Origin of the sequence: Corynebacterium bouchesdurhonense (genome assembly GCF_900078305.2) — a bacterium.
Taxonomy (GTDB): domain Bacteria; phylum Actinomycetota; class Actinomycetes; order Mycobacteriales; family Mycobacteriaceae; genus Corynebacterium; species Corynebacterium bouchesdurhonense.
Genome location: NZ_LT546028.1, coordinates 606,503 through 627,753, shown reverse-complemented (window position 1 = coordinate 627,753; position 21,251 = coordinate 606,503). Strand labels below are relative to the sequence as shown.

General features: G+C 70.2%; 20 protein-coding genes and 1 riboswitch. Of the genes, 8 read left to right on the top strand and 12 right to left on the bottom strand.

Annotated elements, in window-relative coordinates:
• The 6 genes from BN4252_RS07615 (at position 1) to BN4252_RS07590 (ending at position 9,984) form a co-directional block, all read left to right on the top strand.
• The gene (locus BN4252_RS07615; RefSeq protein ID WP_066528514.1) at positions 1-765 is read left to right on the top strand and encodes a decaprenylphospho-beta-D-erythro-pentofuranosid-2-ulose 2-reductase; all 765 of its coding nucleotides are present in this window, start codon (positions 1-3) and stop codon (positions 763-765) included.
• Between the two features lie 224 nt (positions 766-989).
• Positions 990-2,921, top strand: coding sequence for a galactan 5-O-arabinofuranosyltransferase (locus BN4252_RS07610; protein WP_078056832.1), 1,932 nt, complete (start codon positions 990-992; stop codon positions 2,919-2,921).
• A gap of 45 nt (positions 2,922-2,966) precedes the next feature.
• The gene (locus tag BN4252_RS07605; protein WP_066528511.1) at positions 2,967-6,335 is read left to right on the top strand and encodes an arabinosyltransferase domain-containing protein; all 3,369 of its coding nucleotides are present in this window, start codon (positions 2,967-2,969) and stop codon (positions 6,333-6,335) included.
• A gap of 19 nt (positions 6,336-6,354) precedes the next feature.
• Positions 6,355-7,251 (top strand): cutinase family protein, encoded by an 897-nt coding sequence (locus BN4252_RS07600; RefSeq protein ID WP_143341190.1) that lies wholly within the window; start codon positions 6,355-6,357, stop codon positions 7,249-7,251.
• Between the two features lie 40 nt (positions 7,252-7,291).
• A complete protein-coding gene (locus BN4252_RS07595; protein WP_066528497.1) occupies positions 7,292-9,199 on the top strand; it encodes a M13 family metallopeptidase in 1,908 nt (635 codons plus the stop codon).
• Positions 9,196-9,984 carry a hypothetical protein gene (locus BN4252_RS07590; RefSeq protein WP_066528486.1) on the top strand — a complete coding sequence of 263 codons (789 nt, stop codon included), beginning with the start codon at positions 9,196-9,198 and terminating at the stop codon, positions 9,982-9,984. Before BN4252_RS07595 ends, BN4252_RS07590 begins: the two co-directional genes overlap by 4 nt.
• Here BN4252_RS07590 and BN4252_RS07585 read toward each other — a convergent pair.
• The 10 genes from BN4252_RS07585 to BN4252_RS07540 all read right to left on the bottom strand — a co-directional run bounded on the left by BN4252_RS07585 (position 9,981) and on the right by BN4252_RS07540 (position 17,397).
• Positions 9,981-10,736, bottom strand: coding sequence for an ABC transporter ATP-binding protein (locus BN4252_RS07585; RefSeq protein WP_066528484.1), 756 nt, complete (start codon positions 10,734-10,736; stop codon positions 9,981-9,983). The genes BN4252_RS07590 and BN4252_RS07585 overlap by 4 nt on opposite strands.
• Entirely contained in the window at positions 10,729-11,529 is an 801-nt protein-coding gene (locus BN4252_RS07580; RefSeq protein ID WP_066528478.1) for an ABC transporter permease, read from the bottom strand. The genes BN4252_RS07585 and BN4252_RS07580 overlap by 8 nt, the downstream gene beginning before the upstream one ends.
• The gene (locus tag BN4252_RS07575; protein WP_066528475.1) at positions 11,510-12,541 is read right to left on the bottom strand and encodes an ABC transporter substrate-binding protein; all 1,032 of its coding nucleotides are present in this window, start codon (positions 12,539-12,541) and stop codon (positions 11,510-11,512) included. The genes BN4252_RS07580 and BN4252_RS07575 overlap by 20 nt, the downstream gene beginning before the upstream one ends.
• 37 nt (positions 12,542-12,578) lie before the next feature.
• A riboswitch (TPP riboswitch) is annotated at positions 12,579-12,670 on the bottom strand.
• 29 nt (positions 12,671-12,699) lie between these two features.
• On the bottom strand, positions 12,700-13,530 hold the full coding sequence (locus tag BN4252_RS07570; RefSeq protein WP_066528473.1) for a hypothetical protein: 831 nt from the start codon (positions 13,528-13,530) through the stop codon (positions 12,700-12,702).
• Between the two features lie 5 nt (positions 13,531-13,535).
• Positions 13,536-14,285 (bottom strand): hypothetical protein, encoded by a 750-nt coding sequence (locus BN4252_RS07565; RefSeq protein ID WP_143341188.1) that lies wholly within the window; start codon positions 14,283-14,285, stop codon positions 13,536-13,538.
• Between the two features lie 11 nt (positions 14,286-14,296).
• Positions 14,297-15,061, bottom strand: coding sequence for a VOC family protein (locus BN4252_RS07560; protein WP_066528471.1), 765 nt, complete (start codon positions 15,059-15,061; stop codon positions 14,297-14,299).
• Positions 15,062-15,352, bottom strand: coding sequence for an RNA-binding S4 domain-containing protein (locus tag BN4252_RS07555; protein ID WP_066528470.1), 291 nt, complete (start codon positions 15,350-15,352; stop codon positions 15,062-15,064). It lies immediately after the preceding gene.
• 27 nt (positions 15,353-15,379) lie between these two features.
• On the bottom strand, positions 15,380-16,024 hold the full coding sequence (locus BN4252_RS07550; RefSeq protein ID WP_066528468.1) for a LysE family translocator: 645 nt from the start codon (positions 16,022-16,024) through the stop codon (positions 15,380-15,382).
• The gene (locus BN4252_RS07545; RefSeq protein WP_066528466.1) at positions 16,025-16,732 is read right to left on the bottom strand and encodes an SDR family oxidoreductase; all 708 of its coding nucleotides are present in this window, start codon (positions 16,730-16,732) and stop codon (positions 16,025-16,027) included.
• 11 nt (positions 16,733-16,743) lie between these two features.
• Positions 16,744-17,397 (bottom strand): alpha-ketoglutarate-dependent dioxygenase AlkB, encoded by a 654-nt coding sequence (locus BN4252_RS07540; RefSeq protein ID WP_066528461.1) that lies wholly within the window; start codon positions 17,395-17,397, stop codon positions 16,744-16,746.
• Positions 17,398-17,408: 11 nt separating this feature from the next.
• Here BN4252_RS07540 and BN4252_RS07535 point away from each other — a divergent pair, with 11 nt between their 5' ends.
• Positions 17,409-17,960, top strand: coding sequence for a sugar O-acetyltransferase (locus BN4252_RS07535; protein ID WP_066528458.1), 552 nt, complete (start codon positions 17,409-17,411; stop codon positions 17,958-17,960).
• Between the two features lie 27 nt (positions 17,961-17,987).
• Here the strand turns inward: BN4252_RS07535 and BN4252_RS07530 are convergent, their stop codons facing one another.
• Together BN4252_RS07530 and thpR are read right to left on the bottom strand one after the other, a co-directional pair.
• Positions 17,988-18,176, bottom strand: coding sequence for a hypothetical protein (locus tag BN4252_RS07530; RefSeq protein WP_066528453.1), 189 nt, complete (start codon positions 18,174-18,176; stop codon positions 17,988-17,990).
• 247 nt (positions 18,177-18,423) lie between these two features.
• Positions 18,424-18,990, bottom strand: a complete 567-nt coding sequence (gene thpR / locus BN4252_RS07525; protein WP_066529322.1) for an RNA 2',3'-cyclic phosphodiesterase — start codon at positions 18,988-18,990, stop codon at positions 18,424-18,426.
• 25 nt (positions 18,991-19,015) lie between these two features.
• Between thpR and BN4252_RS07520 the strand changes: the two genes are divergently transcribed.
• Complete coding sequence (locus BN4252_RS07520; RefSeq protein WP_066528448.1) at positions 19,016-21,250, top strand: ATP-dependent RNA helicase; 2,235 nt, start codon at positions 19,016-19,018, stop codon at positions 21,248-21,250.
• Position 21,251 lies beyond the last annotated feature (1 nt).

Below are 21,251 nucleotides of genomic sequence, written 5' to 3'. Positions count from 1 at the left end.
ATGCTTAATGCAGTAGGCCAAGCTCAGCACATCCTGGTTCTCGGCGGCACGTCCGAGATCGGCCTTGCCATCGCCCAGGAGCTGACTTCCCGCGGCGGTAACCCCGTGGTCACGCTCGCCGCCCGCGAGAACTCCCCGCGCATCGACGCCGCGGCAGAGACGCTGCGCGGCGCCGGCGCCTCCCAGATCCGCCTAGTCAACTTCGACGCCCTCGATTTCGACTCCCACCCCGCGGTCATCGACGCCGCCTTCGCCGAGCAGGACGTGGACGTGGCCGTGGTGGCCTTCGGCACCCTGGGCGACCAGGAAGAGCTGTGGCAGAACCAGGCCAAGGCCGTCGCGTCCGCCCAGACCAACTACACCGCCCCCGTGTCCGTCGGCGTGCTGCTCGGCCAGGCCATGCGGAAACAGGGCCACGGCACCATCATCGCCATGAGCTCGGTGGCCGGCACCAAGGTGCGCCGCTCCAACTTCGTCTACGGCTCCGCCAAGGCGGGCATGGACGGCTTCTACCTCCAGCTCGGCGAGGCTCTGCGCAAGGACGGCGTCAAGGTCACCGTGGTGCGCCCCGGCCAGGTGCGCACCAAGATGACGGCCGGTATGAAGGAGGCGCCGCTCACCGTGAACAAGGAAGACGTGGCCGAGGCCGCCGTGGACGCCGCGCTCAAGGGCGAGCGCTTCGTGTTCGTGCACAAGCTCTTCTGGCCCGTGTCGGTGGCGCTGCAGCTCATCCCGGCTCCCATCATGCGGAAGCTGAGCTTCTAGCCGGCGCCGCCCCGACACCGCCAATGTAAGAAAGTTCACCGGCCCGTGAACTTTCTTACGGAACAACCGCTTCGCGGCACCATTTCCCCAGGTCGCAAAACTGAGCGCGTAACAAAGTTCACGGTTTCCCCCAGGGACCGTGAACTTTTTCACCTGCGCCCACCAACCCGCCCCGCCGCGCCGCCCTGGGGAGGACGCGCAGGCGGTGTGCGAGACTAGGACGCATGACAACCACACCCGTCCGCACGCGCGAGGCCCGCGCGGAGGCTCCTGGAAATGACGCTCACGGTGTGCCGTTGGTAAGCGGCACCTGGATCCGGGTCCTCGCGTACGGCGCGGTGGGTGCGCTGCTGACCCTGGCCAGCTGGTTCGTGCTGCACAGCATCTCGCTGGCGGCGTTCAACACCTCCTACGTCACCAGGGCGTTGGCGGTCGGGGCGGCGTTCGCGGCGCTCATCCTCGCCGGACTGGCGGGCTGGATGTGGTGGCGCGGGCGCCGGAACCTGCTGTGGGAGGCGGTGCTCAGCCTCGCGCCGGCGATGCTGGTGCTGAGCCTGATCGGCGTGCCGCTCGCGGCCACGCGCCTTTACCTGGACGGCATTCAGGTGGACCAGGGCTTCCGCACCCAATTCCTGTCGCGGATGGCGGAGTCGGTCACGCACGGGGACATGAACTACGTGGACCTACCGTCCTTCTACCCGCTGGGCTGGTTCTGGCTGGGCGGGCGGCTGGCCAACGTGCTGGGAATGCCGGGCTGGGAGGTCTACCAGCCCTGGGCGCTGGTCTCCCTGGCGGCGGCCGCGTCCATGCTCACACCGATCTGGCACCGGCTCACTGGCTCGCTGCCGGCGGCCGCGGGCATCGCCCTGATCACCACCTCGGTGGTGCTCGCCGAGGTGGCGGTGGAGCCCTACGCCGCCGTGGTGGGCATGTTCCTCCCAGCCGCCGCAGTGGGTGCCCGGCGCGCCCTGGCCGGCTCGTGGCCGGCCACCATCGCGGTGATGGTGTACCTGGGCCTGTCCGCCACCTTCTACACGCTCTACACCGCGGTCGGCGCGCTCACCGTGGTGGTGTTGGCGCTGATCGTGTGCCTCACCGAGCGGCGCTGGTGGGACACCATCAAGCACCTGCTGGTGATCGGCTTCGGCTCCATCGCCATCGCGCTCATCTCGTGGGGCCCGTACCTGCGCAAGCTGCTCTCGGGCGAGTTCGACGCCCACTCCACCGCGAACCACTTCCTGCCGGAGGAGGGCACCTACATCCCCCTGCCCTTCTTCGAGCTCTCCATTGTCGGCCTGCTGAGCCTGATCGGCCTGGTCTACCTGCTGGTGCGGTCACGCTCCACAACGGCGCTGAGCCTCGGTGTGACCGCGCTGGTCTGCTACTTCTGGGTGGTGCTCTCCATGGCGTTCGCGCTGCTGGGCACCTCCTTGCTGGGTTTCCGCATCGAGGTGCTGCTGATGCTCATCTTCGCCACCGCGGGCGTGCTGGGCATCGCGGCGGCGGTCGAGGAAGGCGGCCAGCGTCTCTACCCGGAGCGGTGGAGCGCGCGGGCGAAGTCCACCGCCACGGTGGTGGCGGGCGTGCTGGTATGCGCGGGCACCCTGGCGTACGCGCAGCAGATCCCGGAGGAGAACCAGGAGTACATTGACCAGGCCTACGCGGACACAGACGGCTACGGCGAGCGAGCGGACCGCTTCCCGGCGGACGCGGCGCGCTACTACGCCGACGTGGTTGCTTTCCTGGAGGAGCACGGCCGCCGCCCGAACGAGGCCGTGATCTACACCGACGAGATCAACTTCATGGCGTTCAACCCCTACTACGGCTTCAACGCGTTTACCAGCCACTACGCCAACCCGCTGGGCGAGTTCGACCGCCGCAACGAGGAGCTGGTCTCCTGGGCCGAGCTCTCCCACTCGGACCCGGAAGCGCTCACGCAGGCGATCGACGCCTCGCCGTGGCGCGCGCCCGAGGCCTTCATCTTCCGCGGCGACATCGAAACCGGCACAGAGCTGAAGACGCACGTGGCGCACGACATCTTCCCCAGCCAGCCGAACGTCCGCTACGAGGGCCTCTTCTTCAACTCGGAGGCCTTCGGCGAGGCCGACTGGGACATGGAGCAGATCGGCCCGTTTGTCGTGGTCGTGCGTAAGTAACGGACCGTGTGGGACGGGAAAGTAGAGTGACTCACCGTGACAACTGTGTATAGCGCCACCGCACCGAGCCAGCCCACGCCGCCCGAGCGGGATCCCCGCCCGCAGCGGGCGCCGCGGTCCCTCACCGGCACCGCCATCTTCAGCGGCCTGCTGGCGTTCGTGCTCCTGGTTCTTACACCGCTGCTGCCGGTCAACCAGGTTCAATCCTCGCTGAGCTGGCCGCAGGACTCCTCGCTGACCGCGGTGAACGCGCCGCTGATTTCGGTGGCGCCGCAGGAGGTGGATCTGGAGGTCCCGGTGGGTGCCGTCGATAAGCTGCGCGATGGGCAGACCCTCATCGTGGGCACGCTGCCCACTTCCTCGCAGGAGGCCTTTGACCGCGGGCTGTTCGTCACGTCCCCCAACGGCGGCCTGGTGGTCTCCGCGTTGAACGAGGTCGTGCTTGACCTGCAGCCGAGCGAGGTCAAGGCGCTGCCCAAGGACGCGCTGCTGCGCGTGCACCAGACGGACGAGGAAACCACCGTGGAGATCACGGGCACCTCCATCCGCGAGGTGGAGGAGGATGACTACCGGGCGCAGTTCACCGGCATCTACACCGAGTTGGATCCGTCCGCGGGGCAGTTGCTTATCGACGCCGGCTTGAACGCCAACGTAGACATCAACTCCCGCTTCACCTCCTCGCCGAGCGCCCTGAAGTTGGCCGCCATGCTGGGCGGCCTCGCCTCCGCGCTGGTTTCGCTCGTGGCACTCGCGCGCCTCGACCGCCTCGACGGGCGCCGCCTGCCGGTCTTTGGCCCGCAGTGGCGCCGGCTGAAGCCACTGGATGGCCTGGTGGTGGCCGTACTGGGCTTCTGGCACGTCTTCGGCGCAAACACGTCGGACGACGGGTACCTGCTCACCATGGCGCGCGTGGCCAACGCCTCGGACTACATGGCCAACTACTACCGCTGGTACGGCGTGCCGGAGGCCCCCTTCGGCTCCCCGTTCTACGACCTGCTGGCGGGCCTGGCCAGGGTGTCCACCGCCTCTATGTGGATGCGCCTGCCCACCTTGGTCTCGGGCATCCTCATCTGGTGGATCCTCTCCCGCGAGATTCTGCCCCGCCTGGGCGGCGCCGTGGCGGGGCGGCGCGTGGCGTTCTGGACGGCCGGGCTGACCTTCCTGGCGTTCTGGCTGCCGTACAACAACGGCCTGCGCCCCGAGCCGATCATCGCGCTGGGCATCATCCTCACGTGGGCCCTGTTCGAGCGCGCCATCGACACGGACAGGCTGCTGCCGGCGGCGCTGGGCACCATCACCGCGGCCCTGACCCTGGCGTGCGGCCCGACGGGCCTCGCCGCGGTGGGGGTGTTCCTGGTCAGCCTGCCGGCGGTGTTCCGCACTATGGGGCGCAGGAAGGCGAGTGCCCCGCAGCTGGCTTTCATCGCGCCGTTCCTCGGCGCGGGCATGGCCGTGATGGTCCCGGTGTTCAAGGACCAGACCTTGGCCACGGTGCTGGAGGCCACGGCGGTGCGCGCCGAGGTCGGCCCGGCCCTGCACTGGTACGACGAGTGGACGCGCTACGCCACCCTGTTCCAGCAGACGGTGGACGCCTCGCTGGAGCGGCGCTTCCCCATGTACCTGTTCGCGTTCAGCATCGCGCTCATCCTGTGGGGCGTGGCGCGGCACGGGCAGATCCCGGGTGCGACGAGGGGCACGGTGCAGCGCATGCTGCTCATCGTGGGCCTGAGCACCTTCTTCCTCATGTTCACACCCACCAAGTGGACGCACCACTTTGGCATCTACGCGGGCCTGGCCGGCGCGGTGGCGGCGCTCGGCGCGGTGGTGCTGTCCCAGATCGCGCTGCAGTCCGCGCGCAACCGCACCTTCGCCATCGCGGCGGCGATGTTCCTGTTCGCCATCACTCTGGCCGGCTGGAACGCCTGGTGGTACGTGTCCTCCTTCGGTGTGCCGTGGTGGGACCGCACCGTGCAGTACAAGGCGGTGGAGGCCAACACGATCATGCTGGCGCTGACCCTGGTGGTGCTGCTCATCGGCGTGTTCCAGTCCCTGCGCCACAACGCCCGGCGCGCCGAGGCCAAAAGCATGGGCCTGGAGGCGGAGTTCGACGCGGCGAACCGGGTGGACACGCGCCGCTGGGCCGGGGTGATGTCCGCACCACTGGCGGTGCTCGCGGCCATGGTGGTGGCGTTCTCCTGCCTCACCTTTGTCAAGGCGTACGCGGCGCAAGCGCCGGCCTACTCGGTGGGCATGGGCAATGTGCGCACCTTCAAGGGCGATTCCTGCGCCCTGGCCAGCGACGTGCTGCTGGAGACGGACACGAACGATTCCTTCCTCACCCCGCTGGACGGCGTGCCGCTGGGCCGCTCCCTGGATTCCGGCGAGAACGTCGGCTTCACGCCCGACGGCGTGCCGGCCTTCATCGCCTCCGAGAACGGCAACACCACCGACGTGATCCAGACGGCGCAGACCGACGCGCAGGCGCAGCAGCCCGCGGACGAGGAGACGAGCGACGAGGCGCAGTCCACCTCGAGCGTGAACACGCAGGGCAACCGCCCGCGCAGCATGAAGGGCGTGAACGGCTCCACGGTGCGCCTGCCGTTCAACCTGGACTACACGCGCGTGCCCGTGGCCGGCACGTTCGAGGATGACCCGTCCACGGCCGCCCGCATCGAGACCTCCTGGTTTGCGTTGCCGGAGTCGTCCGAGAACGCCCCGCTGTTGGTCACCAGCGTGGCCGGGCGCATCGCGCACCACGACATCAACGGCGTGGAGCAGGAGGGAACCGAGCTGAAGCTCGAGTATGGGGCCCTGCTTGCCGACGGCACGGTGGACCCCCTCGGCGAAGTGGAGATGCTCGACCAGGGCCCGACGCCGTCATGGCGCAACCTGCGCTACCCGCTGGCGGACCTGCCGGCGGAGGCGGACGCGGTGCGCCTGGTGGGCAAGGACACCTCCCTGGCCGAGAAGGATTGGCTGGCCATCACCCCGCTGCGCAACCCGCAGCTGGAGGCGATGACCGAGGTGTTCGACGCCGACACCCCAGGCCTGCTGGACTGGTCGGTGGCGCTGCAGTACCCCTGCCAGCGCACCTTCAACCACTACGCCGGCGTGGCGGAGATCCCGCAGTTCCGCGTGATGCCGGACGCCCCGGGCAAGGCGCAGCTCTCCGGCTTCCAGGACTTCCTGGGCGGCGGCGCGCTGGCCACGGCCGAGGCCGTGAATTACTCTTACGAGGTCCCCGGCTACCTGCGAGATGACTGGCAGCGCGACTGGGGCTCCGTGGCCCGCTACGGGCTGCGGACGGACTCCACTGGTACCGCCCCCGAGCCCGCGCAGATCGACTACGAGACGGTGCAGCGCTGGGGCTGGTGGACACCCGGCCCCATGAAGATCCGCAACCCGAACGAGTAAGCAGATGCAGGTACGCCCCATGAAGTTGCCCCGTCTCGCAGGCGCCCTGATCGCCGCGGCCGCCCTCTGCGCGCCGGCGGCGCACGCCCAGCAGCCGGTCGCCCCGCAGCCGGTCGCGCCGATCACGTCCTCGGAGAACGCGGGAGCGCTCCTGCGCGAGCAGGGCTGCAAGCCGAACTACCTCATCGCGGTGCCGGGCGGGGCGAACACCGTGGCGGGCCTGCCCACGTTCCTGCCGCACGGCGGCCAGGTGTTCACCACGGGCCTGCGCACGCAGGCGGCCACCGGCGGGCGGATCCAGCCGCTGTGGGTGTCCTACAACTCGGCGGCGTTTGCCACCCGCCCGTACTTCGCCGTGTCCGCGGACGCGTACAACCACACGCGCGGCACCGTGGCCACGCTGGCCAACGCCTGCCCGCGGGCCACGTTCAGCCTGACCGGCTACTCGCTCGGCGCTGACGTGGCGGCCCGCCTGACGCGCGACATCGCGTACGGTGCCGGCCCCATCGGCCCGGAGCGCCTGGACGCGGTGGCGCTGATTGCCAACCCGTACCAGGGCGGTAACGGCGCGGTGCTCGGCCCCGGCACCTCCCCGGATTCGCGCGGCGCGCTGGGCCAGCTCGAGGGCGGCTACGGCCAGGTGTCCGGTCGCGTGCTGGAGATCTGCCGGGCGGACGACATCATCTGCTCCATGCGCGACAACCAGCGCGCCCTGGTGGACCCTGCGCTGCGAACCACCCTGGCCGCCGGCAGCGTGCCGGTGGCGGAGTACATCAACCAGTTCCAGCTGCTCGGACCGGACGTGGCCAGCCTGGTCACCGGGATGAGCGCGCACATGGATTACGGCCTGGGCACGCCGCAGCAGGCCGCGGACTGGATCGTCTCCCACAGCCCGGCCCACAGCCCGGCCCACTAGCCCGGCGCGCTCACCCCGCGCGCCCCGCTACAGTGGGGTCATGCACGACCTATTTGAGCTAGTCAACGGCGAGTGGGTGCGAAACCACGTCATCCCCGCCGACCGCGGCATCGACGGATCCTTCTACCAGCTGCGCGACAAGTCCGAGGCGGACGTCCACGCCCTGCTGGAAGCCGGTGGCGGGCGCGGCGGCGCGCTCTTCCGCTCCTTCATGGACACCGACGCGGTGAACGCGGCCGGGGTGCGCCCCCTCGACGCGGACCTGGAGAAGCTTGCGGTGTCCAACATCAACGAGCTGGTGCACAACTTCGGCGAGCTGGAGCGCGCCGGCATCGGCGGCCCGCTGACCTACTGGGTGGAGAAGGACTCGCAGGGCGAGCTCGCCGTGGCGTACCTGGTGCAATCCGGCCTGGGCCTGCCGGACGAGGCCTACTACCGCGAACCACAGCACGCCGAGACCCTGGCGGCCTACGAGCGGCACGTGGCGCGCATGCTCGGCTTCCTCGACGCCAAGTACCTCTTCGGCCTCACGCCGGAGCAGGCGGCCACCCGCATCCTCGAAGTGGAGACGCACCTGGCGGCCAGCCACTGGGACGTGGTCCGCGCGCGCGACGCCGTGGCCACCTACAACCCCACCGAGCTGGCGGAGCTGCCGCCGATCATCCGCACCCTACTGCAGGGTTCCGGCGTGCCGGAGGGCCGCCTGATCAACATGATGCCCTCCTACACCGAGGCGCTCGCCGGCATGCTGCGCCCGGAGGCGCTGCCGGACTGGCAGCTGTGGGCGGCGTGGAACATCCTGCGCTCGCGCGCGGGCGTGCTCAGCGAGGAGATTGGCAAGGCCAACTTCGAGTTCTACGGCACGCGCCTGTCCGGCGCCACGGAGCAGCGCGACCGCTGGAAGCGCGGGGTGGGCCTGGCCGAGTCGCTGGTGGGCGAGGAGATTGGGCGGGGTTATGTGGAGGAGCACTTCCCGGCGGCGTCGAAAAGCGACATGCTCGAGCTGGTTGCGTACCTGATCCGCGCGTACCGCGAGCGCATCACCAAACTCGAGTGGATGAGCGCCGGGACGAAGGACCGCGCGCTGGAGAAGCTGGCGCAGTTCAACGCCAAGATCGGCTACCCGGACCGGTGGCGCAGCTACGCGGGCCTGGAGTTCAGCGACTCCGGTGCCAAGCTGGTGGACAACGTGCGCGCCGGCGCGGCGTTCGAGCACGATTACCAGCTGGGCAAGATCGGCCAGCCCACGGACCGCGGCGAGTGGGTGACCACCCCGCAGACCGTGAACGCCTTCTACAACCCCGTGGTCAATGACATCACCTTCCCCGCCGCGATCCTGCAGCCGCCGTTCTTCGACCCGGAGGCGGACGCGGCGGAGAACTTCGGCGCCATCGGCGCGGTGATCGGCCACGAGATCGGCCACGGATTCGACGACCAGGGCTCGCGCTACGACGGCCTGGGCAACCTCAACTCCTGGTGGACGGACGAGGACCGCGAGCGCTTCGAGGAGCTCACCGCGAAGCTGGTGGGCCAGTTCCAGGGCCGCGTGCCGTCCGTGCTGGCCGCTCACGAGGGGCAAGGGGGCGTGAACGGCGAGTTCACCCTCGGCGAAAACATCGGCGACCTGGGCGGACTGGGTATCGCCGTGGAGGCATACAAGCTCTACCTGGCGGACCGCGATCTGCAGGACGTTAAGCCCCAGCCGTTCGGGGACCTAGAGGGCGAGTTCACCGGCTTCCAGCGCCTCTTCCTCGCGTGGGCGCGCGTGTGGCGCTCCAAGGCGCGCCCGGAGATGGCGGCGCAGCTGTTGGCGGTAGATCCGCACTCGCCCAACGAGTTCCGCTGCAACATCATCGCCGCGAACGTGGACGAGCTCTACGAGGCCTTCGACGTTGAGGAGGGCTCGGCCATGTGGCTCGCGCCGGAGGAGAGGGTGAAGATCTGGTGACGGAGCCGCTGAAGCAGGGCTCGCCCAGCGACTCCTACCCGGAAAACCGCCAGGACGCCGAGGAGTTCCAGGTCGGCGGCGTGGAGCGCACGCTGCCCGACGAGCTGCAGTTGGAGCAGCTGGTCTCCTACCTCGAGGCCACCTACGACGCATCCGCCGAGCAGTTCCTCGCGCTGTTGCCGGACCGCATCACGCACGCCGCGATGCTCATGCTCGGCTCCGCGGTGGACCACACCATGCCGGGCGTGGCCTTCCCCGGCGCCGTGCGGGCCGCCGCGCACGAGCTCGGCACCGTATTCACGCCCAGCGCACCGAGCGGGGCGTGGGGCATTTCGCTTTTCGACGGCCCCCCAAGCGCCCGCGAGCACTCCTGGCGCCCCGAAGTCGCCGGCGCCGCGGAACTGTCCGGCGCCACCATTCTGGACCTGGATGCACCGGCCGCCCTCCCCGCGGCGCTGGCCTTCGCCCGCGCGCAGGGCGCGGAAGCCGTGGCGGTGTGGGCCTTCGGCGCGGCCGCGGAGGCGCTGGCCGGCCTCACTGGCCCGCAGGACGCCCAGGTGGATGCCGTGGTGCTCACCTTCCCCACCGCCCTGCCGGAGCTCGACGGCGTTCCTGCGCTCGTGCAGGTGGCCACGCGCGACGAGGAGGCGCCCACCAGCTGGCAGCTCCCGGGCAGCGCCCGGCTCGCGCGGTACCACTCCACCCACCGCATCGCCACGCCGGCCGAGTCGCGGCGGCGGGTGCGCGACGTGGCCGAGTTCCTCGAGCAGGCTTTGGCCCGCTAGCCCTGCACGTGCAGGAGCTCGAGGATGCGCCGCTCGAGCTCGCCGAAGGCGGGGCTGGCCAGCTGGTCCACCCCGCGGGGGCGCGGCAGGTCCACCTCCACGATCTCGCGCACGGAGGCGGGGCGCGGGCCCAGCACCACCACGCGGTCCGAGAGCATGACGGCCTCGCGCACGTCGTGGGTGATCAAAAGCGCCGTCCACTCGTTGCCGGCCCACATCTCCTGTAGCCACTGCTGCATTTCCTGGCGGGTGAGGGAGTCGAGGGCTCCGAAGGGTTCGTCGAGAAGCAACGTGCTCCGCTCCTGCACCACCGTGCGAAGCAGCGCGGCGCGCTGGCGCATGCCGCCGGACAGCTCGAAGGGCAGGGCCTTTTCAAAACCCTCCAGGCCGAAGCGGGGGAACCACTCGCGCACCCGGGCGCGGGCATCGGCGCGGCGCATGCCCTGGACCTCGAGGCCGAGGGCGGCGTTCTCCTCGATGGTGCGCCACGGGAACAGCAGGTCCTTCTGGGGCATGTAGGCGGTCTGGTCGCGGCGGCCGCGGGCGTCGGAGCCGTCAAACAGCACGCGCCCCGAGGACGGGGAATCCAGGCCCGCGATGATGTTGAACAGGGTCGACTTGCCCGCGCCCGAGGGGCCGACCAGGGAGACGAACTCGCCGGGGGCAACGTCGAAGGAGACGCGGTCGAGCACCTCCAAGGTGCCGAAGGTGCGGCTGACGGCGTCGAGGCTCAGCCTTGGGGTGCTAGGCACGGCCCGCCCTCCTTTGCTTGACGTGCCACGGAATCACGGCGCGCTCAATCAGGTACGTGGACAGGTACAGCGCGATGGACATCAGCGCCGTGACCACCACGGCCGCCAGCACCAGGTCGGTGCGGAACGCGTTCTTCTGCACGCTCATGTAGATGCCCAGGCCCTGGCGGGCGCCGACGTACTCGGCGAAGATCGCGCCCGTCACGGCGTAGGTGATGCCCACGCGCAGGGACGTGAAGAAGGACGGCAGCGCCGACGGCAGGCGCACGAGCGTAAACTCGCGCCACCGGCTCGCGCCCATGCTGCGCAGCAGGGCCGAGGCGTCCCGGTCGGTGCGGTCGAAGCCCTCGATCAGGCCGATGGCCACGGGGAAGAAGGTCACCAGCGCCACCACCAGCATCTTCGGCAGGATGCCGAAGCCGAACCAGATGATCATCAGGGGCGCGATGGCGATGATCGGCACCGTCTGGGAGGCCACCAGGAGCGGGATCAGGCCCCGCTTGAGCGTGGGCGAGAAATCCACCGCCACGGCGATCACCCACGCGCACACCAGGGAGAGCGCGAACCCCGCCAGCGTCACCTCGAGGGTGGCCAGGGCGTGGGTGCCAATCACGCGGCGCTGCTCCCACCCGGCCGCGGCCACCCGCGTGGGCGCCGGCAGCACCTGCGGGCGCACCCCGGTCAGGCGCACGGCCGCCTCCCACACCGCCAGCGCGGCCAGCGCGAAGGCGACGGGCACCCAGGCGTTGGCCAGGCGCGCAGGGCGAGCCGGGCTAGTCGGCGACGTACTCATCGGTGAAGTAGGTGGACCAGTCGGGCTCGGTGGTAAGCGGGGTATCGGAGGCGTCGACAAGCAGCCCGTTGTCGTAGAGGAATTTGCCCAGCTCCGCCCACTGCTGCTCCGTCTGGTGGCCGAACTTGCCGTCCGCGTCCAGCATGTAATCCTTACTCAGGATGCGCTGGGAGCGCTTGAGAAAGTCCACGTCGGTGAGCAGGTCCGCGTTCTCCTGCTGCAGGATCTCGGCGGCGCCGTCCGGGTCCTCCACCGCGTCCTCGTAGCCGCGCTGCAGCGCCTGGATAAAGGCCTTCGCCTCCTCCGGGTGGGCCTCGAGGAAGTCATTGTTGCCAAGGATGATCACCTGGTAGCAATCCGGGAAGCCGTAATCGGTGTAGTTGTAGTGCTTCAGCTTCACGCCGCGGTCCTCGGCCTCTATGCCCTCCCACGCCAGGTAGGGCACGGTGAAGTCCACGTCGCGGGAGTACAGCGCCTCGTACGCGTTGGTGTTCAGGGTGACGTTGTCGAACTCGCCCTTGCCGCCGGCGGCCTTGATCACGCCCGACATCACGGCCTGGTCCGCCGGCGTGCCGAAGCCGCCGTACGTCATACCGTCCAGGTCCTTCGGACTCTGGATGTCATCCCGCTCCGCCAACACGCTCACCGCGGTGGCCCAGGTCTGCTCCACCGCCATGACGGAGCGCACGTTGGCACCGGCGGCCATGGAGATCGTCGCCGCGTCCTGGAAGCTCACGCCGAAGTCCGCCTGACCGGAGTCCACGATCACGTCTGGGTTGCTGTCGTTGAACGGCAGGATCTCCACGTCCAGGCCGGCATCCTTGAAGTAGCCCTTGTTCTGGGCCACGTAGAGGCCGGTGTGGTTGGTGTTGGGCGTCCAGTCCAGGGCGAAGCGCACCTTGGTCAGGCCGTCACCGGCCGTGTCGTCCTGGGCGCAGCCCGCCACGAACGCCGCGCCGAACAGGGCGGCGAGGGCGGCGATCACGGCCGCGAGTTGCTTGTGAGGTTTCATGTCCTCGGCTTCCTTTCACGCGGAGGAAGGCCGGGGCTTTGCCCGCGCGCGACAATCCCTCCGCCAGTACGAGCTGGATCAGGTTCTACGGGTTTACTCTCAGCCTCTCAGGCACCCCGTGTCACGTGTCTTCGTTTATAGCAGGCGAGCGCGGCAGGCTAGCGCGGCAGGCCAACGGGCAGGAGCCAGTCCACCGGGATGAGTCGCACGAACTCCTCGGGCAGATACGGCGAGAGCAGGTCGCGCACGCTGATTGCCGGAAGGCGCCAGGGGCCAAGCAGGATGGTCGGGCCCTCGGCCGGCGCCTGCGGCGGGGGCGCCACCGGGCCGGGCCGGTTGGTCACGTCGATGTCGCGCAGCGCCTCCGCCGTATTCGCGCCCGCGCCGCCGTAAGTCAGGGCCGCGGCGCTCCAGCCGTTGCCGAAGGAAACGGTACCGGTGGCGGTGTAGCGGTCATCGGACCAGCCGAACTTCGTGCCCTGCGCGCCCGGCAACAGCGAGGTGCCGTAGTTCTGCAGGTACCCGTCCGCGGCCACGGGCGCGGCCGTGCGCATCCCGGCCATGATCGGCGCGGCCACCGGGTCGTTGCGGATCTCCTGGATGAAGCGGGCCACGTCGTGCGCGGAGGTGGAGGTGGACCCCCAGCGGCCGTGGCGCTTGGTGGCGGTGAGGTTGAAGTCCCGGGCGATCTCGTCGATGGCCTGCGGGTAGCGCACGTCCAGAGCGGAGGCGATCGCGTCGTTGGAGAAGCGAATCATCTCCTCCACCCTGGCCTTATCCCCCGGCGCGCCGTGGTAGAGCACCCAGTAGCCCAGGTACAGCTTGGCCAGCGAGAGCGAGGGCCGCGGCGCGTCCAGGTCCGGCGAGCCGGTGGTCACCCCGTTGTCCCACACCACCGCGGTGGAGGCTGCGGCATCACCCGGAGTACCGGCCACGAGTACCGCCGCCGCCGTCAGCGCCGCCGCGCCCCGCCTGACCTGCTTCCGCATTCCCGTCACCACTGTTTCCTCCATTCCTTGTAGTCGGCCATCGTTGAGGCCGCCTGATCTTCCACTTGGCGGATGCCCACGCGGGTGTCCACCGTGTTCTGGTAGGCGCTGCCCTCGGTGAGCGCCGCGACGGCCCAGGTCTCGTCCCCGATCTCGCCCCAGGACACGCTCCCGGTGGCGCTCTCGCGGTCGTCCGCCCAGCCCATCTTCGAGCCCTTCACCCGCTCCAGCCGCGCGGTGCCGAAGCCCTGAATGAACCCGTCCTTGGCCACCTTCTCCTGCTGCTTCATCCCGGTGAGCAGCGGTTTCGCCACCGGGTCCCAGATGATGGAGGAGGTGAAGGTGGCCACGTCGCGCGCCGAGGTAACAGTCTTGCCCCAGTAGCCCGCGCGGCTGGTCTGCCGCAGGTCGAAGTCCTCCGCGATCTCGTCGATCGCCTCGGGGTACTTCGCGTCCAGCTCGGTTGCCACGGCGTCGTCGGAGGAGGCAATCATGCCCGCCACCTCGTCCTTCTCCGCGTCCGTGCCGTGGTAGAGCACGTAGTACCCCAGGTACAGCTTGGCCAGGGACAGCGCCGGGCGCGCGTCCTCCGCAGCCGGCGACATGGAGATGCGCCCGTCCGGGTGCACCACGGCCAGCGCCGTCCGGTCGCGGTCGTAGGCCGGATCCACGTGGTACGCGTGCGCGGTGTGGGGGGCAATGCTTATCGACGCCACCGCCAACGCCGCCCCCGCCCTCAGCCTCACACCCTTCACGGCCCGCTCCCCTACAGCTCCAGGATGGAGTCGGACTCGCGGGCGTCCTCGGAGCGGGGCTGTTCCACCTCGCACAGGAAGAAGCCGGCGCCGGCGGGGTCCTGGGCCACCACGATCTCGCCGAAGACGGTGGTCTCCGGGCCGGCGACGACCTCCCCGCCGAACTCGCCCACGGCGTGGGCGCCGCGGAGGGCGTCCTCCGCGCCGAAGTAGATGGACCAGAAGCCGGCGGATTCGGCGAGCTCGGGGTCGCTGACAAGCAACAAGCCCGCGAACGGCGCACCCTCGCGCTCCGCGAGCACGTACCCGCCCTCGCGGCGCAGCTCCCAGTCGAAGAGCTCGCCGTAGAAGTCGATGGCGGCCGCGGACGGCGCGACGTACTCGTACCAGACGGGCACGCCCGGCTCGCCGGCCGCGACAAACTGGTCCTCGCCCGCGGGCTCGATCAGGCCGAAGATGCTGCCGTGGGGGTCCTGGCAGACGGTCATGCGCCCGAGCGCCACGTCGGCGCTGCTGACCACCGCACCGCCGAGCTCCTCCACGCGCCGCACCGTCTCCTCCTCGCCCGCGAGGAAGTACACCACCCATGCGGGCACGCCCTGCTCGGCGCGCACCACGCCGGCTACCGGCAGGCCGTCCTTGCGGGCCACGCGGTAGGCGTCCTGGCTGACCTCCCAGCCCAGCACCTTGGAGTAGAAGTAGGCGGCCTGCTGCGGCTCGGCGGTGATGAGGTCCTGCCAGTACGGCATGCCCGGCAGGGCTTCGAAGGCGGGCATCTACATGTTCCTCCACTTTTCGGGGTCGAAGTCGTCGTTCGCGGTGCGCTCGTCGAAGTAATCCCCGTCGTCCCCGCCGCCCGCGACCACAGTGGCGGTGGTGCCGGCGACGGTCACCTCGGAGCCGCCGACCAGCAGAAAGCCCCGCGACGCCACGGGCTCGCCGTCCACCAGCACCTCGCCGCCGGCGATGAGCTCTTTCGCGTGCCCGCCGGTTTCCGCGAGGTTGGCTAGTTTGAGGAACTGGCCCAGTTTGATGGAGTCGCCTGCGATGGGCACCTCAACATGCATGGGCACAGTCTAAACGCTGCGGCTTCTTTAGCTGAATCCTGCGAGCGCGCTGAGGCCCTCCCACAGCATCCACACCGCCAGCGCCGCGAAGATCGCGCCCGTCACCGCGTCGATGACCGCGCCGTAGCGCTGGATCGGCCTGGCCAGCGCGCGGACCGCGGCCGCGAAGCCCACAAACCACGCCGTGCCCGTGACAATCAGGGTGACCGCGATCGCCGCCATCCACTGCCACCCCATGCCCGGGCGCACGAACTGGGCAAACACCGCCGCGAAGAAGAGCAGCGCCTTCGGGTTGGCCAGGTTGGTGGCCACGCCCAGGCCGAACGCCCGGCGCGGGGTGAGCTGGGGCGCCGCGGGCACGGCGGCACCCACAGGCGCGGCCCGCGTACCCCGCGCCGCCCGGAGCGCGCCCGCGCCCATGTACAGCAGGTACGCCCCGCCCACCACCTGCAGCACCGCGAGCACCCGCGGCGCGGCCTGCACCAGCGCGGAAAGCCCGAGGAGCGAGGCGAGGATCCAAGCGGTGTTGCCCACCATGATCCCCGCCGCGCACGCCATGCCCGCCACCCGGTCCCGCGAGCCGACGCGGATGATCTGCACCACGTCCGGCCCGGGGCTGGCGATGGCCGCGAGCCACACGCCGAGCAGCGCCGCGAACGCTGAGGCCGTCATCTACCGCTCCGCCTGGTCTGCCGGCATGATGCCCAGCGTGTCGATGTTCACGTGCGGCGGCAGGGACGCCACCCAGCGGATCGCCTCCGCCACGTCCTCGGCGGTTAAGTTGAGCTTGCCCTCGTACACCTTCGCGGCGCGCTCGGCGTCGCCGGCGAACCGGTTGAGGGAGAAGTCCGTTTTCACCCGCCCCGGGTCGATCTCGCAGACGCGGATGTCCGGCGCCTCCTCCCGCCGGAACGCGCGCGTGAGGCCGCGCAGCCCGTACTTGGCGGCGTTATAGCCGGACCCGCCCGGGTACGCGTCGGTGCCGGCCACGGATCCGATGTTGATCACCAGCCCCTTCGCCGCCTTGAGCTGCGGGTACAGGGCTCTGGTTACGCGCATGGTGCCCAGCACGTTCGTCTCGTACATCCATTGCCAGTCCGCCGTGTCCGCGTCGCGCAGGTAGTCCAGCTGCTTCGCCCCGCCAGCGTTGTTCACCAGCAGGTCCACGCGGTCAAGAGCATGAAGCTTGTCGACGCTCCCCTGATCACCCACATCCAGCACCATCGCCTCGCCCCCGATCTGGCGCGCGATCTCCTCGCAGCGCTCCCGCCGCCGCGCCGCGACGATCACCTTCCAGCCGTCGCCCGCCAGCGCCCGGCACGCGGCCTCGCCGATGCCCGCCGACCCGCCCGTGACCACCGCCACCTTCTGCTCGCTCATGGGGCACAAGACTACCGGCGCATCTGGCGCATCGTGATGTTTATCCGCCCCTCCTTCAGCCCGGTGCCCTCCGGGCCCGTCCCCGGCTTGGCGCCCAGCACCCCGTGCCGCGCCCGGCGCGCCGGCCCGCCGAACACCAGGGCGTCGCCTGACATGAGCAACAGGTCCCGGTTGCCTTGCGGCCCCTCGATGCGGAACACCGTCTCCTCCCCGATGGACAGACTGACCACGGCGTTTGCGGATTCCTCCTCGGCGTCCACGTGCATGCCCATGCCCGCGCCCGGCGGGTAGAAGTTCACCAGCGCCGTCTCCACCGCCGGCGTAGGCCCCACCCGCGGGTCGATCTCCCGCGCCGCCGCGAGGATGCGCTCCGCCAGCGCCTGGTAGTTCTCCGGCACCGGCGGCACCGGGTACCCGTCCACCTCGGTGAGCATGCGGTACGGCTGGGTGGCCCAGTACCAGCCCAGCGAGAGCATCCACGCCTGCATCTGCCCCGCCTTCAGCACGGGCCGCCGCATGGCCACCGGCGTGCCCTGGACGGACCTGGCCAGCTCGCGCGCCTGCGCCACCAGGGCTTCCTGCTCGCCGAGGGCCAAGAAGCCGGGCAGGTGTACCACGCCCGGGATGGGGTTGGCGGGGTCGCGCGGGAGGGCGTCGAAAAGCATAAGCTCCCAGTATGCAAGGAATGGACCGCATGCGCTCGGGGCAGTGGTACCTGCCCGGCGGCCCCGAGGCGGATGCGGCGCACGCACGCTGTTTCGCGCTCACGCGGGAGTTCAACCAGCTCGGCAACACCGATCCGGGCCGCGCCGCCGAGCTTTTGCGCGAGCTCTTCCCCCGCGGCGAGGTACCCGAGATCTGGGGGCCGGTCCACGTGGAGTTCGGCGTGAACACCCGCTTCGGGCCGGGGTGTTTCATGAACTTCAACTGCACCATCTTGGACATCGCCGAGATAACCGTCGGGGCGCGGACATTGTTCGGGCCCGGCTGCCGGCTCATCACCGTGGGCCACCCGGTTGATGATCACCGCATGCGCGCCGAGGGCTGGGAAATTGCGAAGCCGATAACCATCGGCGAGGACTGCTGGTTCGGCGCCGGCGCGATGGTGATGCCCGGCGTGACCGTGGGAGACCGCGTGGTCGTGGCGGCCGGCGCAGTGGTCACGCGCGATATTCCGTCGGATTGCCTCGCCGCCGGGGTGCCCGCGCAGGTGAAGCGGCGGTTTTAGCTAGTTTCGTGGCCCGCATCCTCCTGATTAGACATGAGCGAGCATCCACCGCAGTTCGCTAATGCGCTGCCAGAGACCTTGCTCTCGAGCCGTGAGCTCGTAGTCGTAGGCTCGGCGCTCAAACTCCTCCATTGGCCCCTCCACTCGCTGCTCAAGACTTGCCAGCTCGGCCTGGGCCTCCACGACGGTCAGCCGCCGCAAGGATGGAACAGTCATTTTGGCACCTCCAATCTGATTTCATTGTTGACTCAATTTTGGCACAGCGATCCAACGTGGGATCGGCAAAATTGTGTTAGCAATAGCGAGTTATCGAACTCCTGTTCCCGTATCATTATTGCCGCACCGCGAGTTTCCCCAGTCTGGCGGGCCAACTCACGCGGTAACGGGGCCACCCGCTGGATCAGGAGAACCTCATCCGCTGGCAGTCGATCGCAGACCGCCAGGCCCTGGCCAACAGCCGAGGCTAGCTGGCCTGCCGCCGCGCCGGGCCACGCAGGTAGAAGGTGTCCACCACCTCGTACTTCGGCCCGCCGGAGCGCCCTTTGCCCAGGTGGGACTCCATGAGGTGCACCTCATCAACCACCCAGCGTGGCCCGCGGTAGACCGACAGGGCGTGGGCGTGGTCCTCCAGAAGCCAAAAATCGCGCGTCCGGGTTCCGGTGCGCGCGACGGTGAGGTGGGCTCGCTGGCGCCCCCGCATATCCGGCTCAATCAGCGAGTCCGCCATAAGCTCGCGCAGCCCCAGCTTGTCGCCGCCCACGCCGATCCACAACGTCCGCCGGTCGAAGCACCCCGCCCCGCGCAGCTGCAGCTCCAGCGCCGGGGCCCACGCGGTCGCCTGCGCCAAAATGTCCGTGACCAGCGCCGCGTCATTGGGTTGAGCGCCGTAGAAGGCGAGGGTGATGTGCCAGTTGTCCGGGTCGGTCCAGCGCGACTCGGTGCCGAACGTGTCGCGGATGGGGCGCAGCGCCGTGATCAGGTGCTCGCGAACCTCGACGGGTGGGACGATTGCTGCGAACAGGCGTCTCATGCCCCCAAAGGTACCCTGGATCACAATGTTTAACCTGGAACGAATCGGCCGCGGCCTGCCCGTGTCCCGCGTGATCGACCAGCTCCCCCAGTCCGGCCCGCTCGTGGTGGAGGCGCCGCCGGGCACCGGCAAGACCACGCTTATCCCGCCCGCCATCGCCAACGCGCACGGCAAAACCCTGGTCACCGCCCCGCGCCGGGTTGCGGTGCGCTCCGCGTGGCGGAGGCTTTCGCTTCTCGACGACCCCTCCCTCACCGGCTACTCCATCCGCGGCGAGCACACCGGCGGGCGCCTGGTGGAGTTTGTCACCCCCGGCGTGCTGCTCAACCGCCTGCTCAAAGACCCGGGGCTGGACGGCGTGGGCGCCGTGGTGGTCGACGAGGTGCACGAGCGCCAGCTGGACACCGACCTGGTGCTGGCCATGTGCATGGAGGTCGCCGTGCTGCGCGAGGACTTCTACCTCGCCGCCATGTCCGCCACCCTGGACGCCGCCGCCATCGCCGAGCACATGGGCGCCTCGGTGCTCACCACCAGCGCGCAAACCCACCCGCTCGAGGTCGAGTACGCCCCGCACCCCGGGCGCGCGGAGGGCACCCGGGAGTTCTACGCGCACGTGGCGGAGCTGGCGCGTGCCGGCGGCCACGCGCAGGGGCGCACCCTGGTGTTCGTGCCCGGCGCGCGGGAGGTGGACCTGGTGTGCTCCCTAGTCGGCGCGCACGCGGTGCCCCTGCACGGGCGCCTGAGCAGCGCGGAGCAGGACGCGGCCCTGACCGGCGACGCCCCGGTGGTGGTCTCCACGGCGCTGGCGGAGTCCTCCCTGACCATGCCGGGCGTGCGCCGCGTGGTGGACGCGGGCCTGTCGCGCGAGCCGCGCCGGGACGCCCGCGGCATGACGGGCCTGGTCACCGTCTCCGCCTCCAAGGCCAGCGCCGACCAGCGCGCGGGCCGCGCCGCCCGCCTCGGGCCCGGCGCCGTGGTCCGGGCCTACTCGCAGGCGGATTACCAGCACTTCCGCCCCGACACAGCCCCCGAGATCCTGGTCAGCGACCTCACCGGCGCCGTGCTCGCCATGCGCGCCTGGGGCTCGCCGGACCTGCCGCTGCTCACCCCGCCCCCGGCACCGGCCCTCGCCGAGGCCGAGGCGACGCTGGCGGACCTCGGCGCCGTGGACCCCCAGGGCGCGGTCACGCCGCTGGGCGCCCGCCTCGCCGCCATGCCCGTGGACCCTCGCCTGGGTGCGGCACTGCTCACTTTCGGCGCGGGCGCCGCGCCCACCGTGGCCGCCATCGCTGAGGGCGTAAGCGGGGACCTCGCCCGCGCGCAAGCGCCGAAGCGCCAGGTGGAGCGCCTGGCCCGCCTCGCCCCGCCCGGCCCCCCGGTTGCGGCCGGTCAGGTGGTGGCCGCCGCCTTCCCCCAGTGGGTGGCCAGGCGCAGCGGCGACGAGTACCTGTTGGCGTCCGGCACCCGCGCCGCCCTCGGCGTGGACATGGGCCGCCCCGAGTGGCTCGCGGCCGCGGACGTGCAGCGCACCCGCGCCGGCGCCGTGATCCGAGCCGCCGCCGCGACGGAGCTGCCCGCAGAGCGCGTGCGGGAAGAAATCAGGGCATCGCTTACCGACGGCAAGGTGCGCGGCCGCGCCGTCAAGGCAGTTGGCGCCATCGAGCTGTCGAGCACCCCGGTGAAGCTGTCGCCCGAGGAGGCTGCTGAGGTGCTCACCGGCCTCACCTTTGCCGACTTCCCCCTGGACGCCGACGCGCAGCGGCTGAAGGAGCGCGTGGACTTCCTCCGAGACCGGCTCGGCGAGCCGTGGCCCGACGTCGCCCGGGGCGACTACTCGCCGGAGGTGTTTCAGGTGTGCAAGGGGGCGTCGATAAGCAAGCTCGACATGCGCGGCGCGATCATGCGCAACCTCCCCTGGCCCGAGGCCGGGCAGCTCGCCGAGCTCGCGCCCGAGCGCCTCGAGGTGCCCAGCGGCTCGCACCCGCGCGTGGACTACGCCACCGGCCGCCCCGTGGTGCGCGTGAAGCTGCAGGAGTGCTTCGGCCTAGCCGCCTCCCCGCTGGTGGCGGGCGTGCCGGTGCTGTTCCACCTGCTCTCCCCCGCTGGGCGCGAGCTGGCGGTGACGGATGACCTGCGCAGTTTCTGGGACGGCCCCTACCAGCAGGTGCGCAAGGAGATGCGGGGCCGCTACCCCAAGCACCCCTGGCCCGAGGACCCGTGGAGCGCCACCGCTACCTCGAGGACGAACCGCCGCAAGTAAA

What these genes read in the sequence shown, in the direction of transcription:
- BN4252_RS07615 (WP_066528514.1), top strand. Translation starts at nt 1, where the DNA reads ATGCTTAATGCAGTAGGCCAAGCTCAGCACATCCTGGTTCTCGGCGGC.
- BN4252_RS07610 (WP_078056832.1), top strand. Translation starts at nt 990, where the DNA reads ATGACAACCACACCCGTCCGCACGCGCGAGGCCCGCGCGGAGGCTCCT.
- BN4252_RS07600 (WP_143341190.1), top strand. Translation starts at nt 6,355, where the DNA reads ATGAAGTTGCCCCGTCTCGCAGGCGCCCTGATCGCCGCGGCCGCCCTC.
- BN4252_RS07595 (WP_066528497.1), top strand. Translation starts at nt 7,292, where the DNA reads ATGCACGACCTATTTGAGCTAGTCAACGGCGAGTGGGTGCGAAACCAC.
- BN4252_RS07580 (WP_066528478.1), bottom strand. Translation starts at nt 11,529, where the DNA reads ATGAGTACGTCGCCGACTAGCCCGGCTCGCCCTGCGCGCCTGGCCAAC.
- BN4252_RS07575 (WP_066528475.1), bottom strand. Translation starts at nt 12,541, where the DNA reads ATGAAACCTCACAAGCAACTCGCGGCCGTGATCGCCGCCCTCGCCGCC.
- BN4252_RS07570 (WP_066528473.1), bottom strand. Translation starts at nt 13,530, where the DNA reads ATGCGGAAGCAGGTCAGGCGGGGCGCGGCGGCGCTGACGGCGGCGGCG.
- BN4252_RS07560 (WP_066528471.1), bottom strand. Translation starts at nt 15,061, where the DNA reads ATGCCCGCCTTCGAAGCCCTGCCGGGCATGCCGTACTGGCAGGACCTC.
- BN4252_RS07555 (WP_066528470.1), bottom strand. Translation starts at nt 15,352, where the DNA reads ATGCATGTTGAGGTGCCCATCGCAGGCGACTCCATCAAACTGGGCCAG.
- BN4252_RS07550 (WP_066528468.1), bottom strand. Translation starts at nt 16,024, where the DNA reads ATGACGGCCTCAGCGTTCGCGGCGCTGCTCGGCGTGTGGCTCGCGGCC.
- BN4252_RS07545 (WP_066528466.1), bottom strand. Translation starts at nt 16,732, where the DNA reads ATGAGCGAGCAGAAGGTGGCGGTGGTCACGGGCGGGTCGGCGGGCATC.
- BN4252_RS07540 (WP_066528461.1), bottom strand. Translation starts at nt 17,397, where the DNA reads ATGCTTTTCGACGCCCTCCCGCGCGACCCCGCCAACCCCATCCCGGGC.
- BN4252_RS07535 (WP_066528458.1), top strand. Translation starts at nt 17,409, where the DNA reads ATGCAAGGAATGGACCGCATGCGCTCGGGGCAGTGGTACCTGCCCGGC.
- BN4252_RS07530 (WP_066528453.1), bottom strand. Translation starts at nt 18,176, where the DNA reads ATGACTGTTCCATCCTTGCGGCGGCTGACCGTCGTGGAGGCCCAGGCC.
- thpR (WP_066529322.1), bottom strand. Translation starts at nt 18,990, where the DNA reads ATGAGACGCCTGTTCGCAGCAATCGTCCCACCCGTCGAGGTTCGCGAG.
- BN4252_RS07520 (WP_066528448.1), top strand. Translation starts at nt 19,016, where the DNA reads ATGTTTAACCTGGAACGAATCGGCCGCGGCCTGCCCGTGTCCCGCGTG.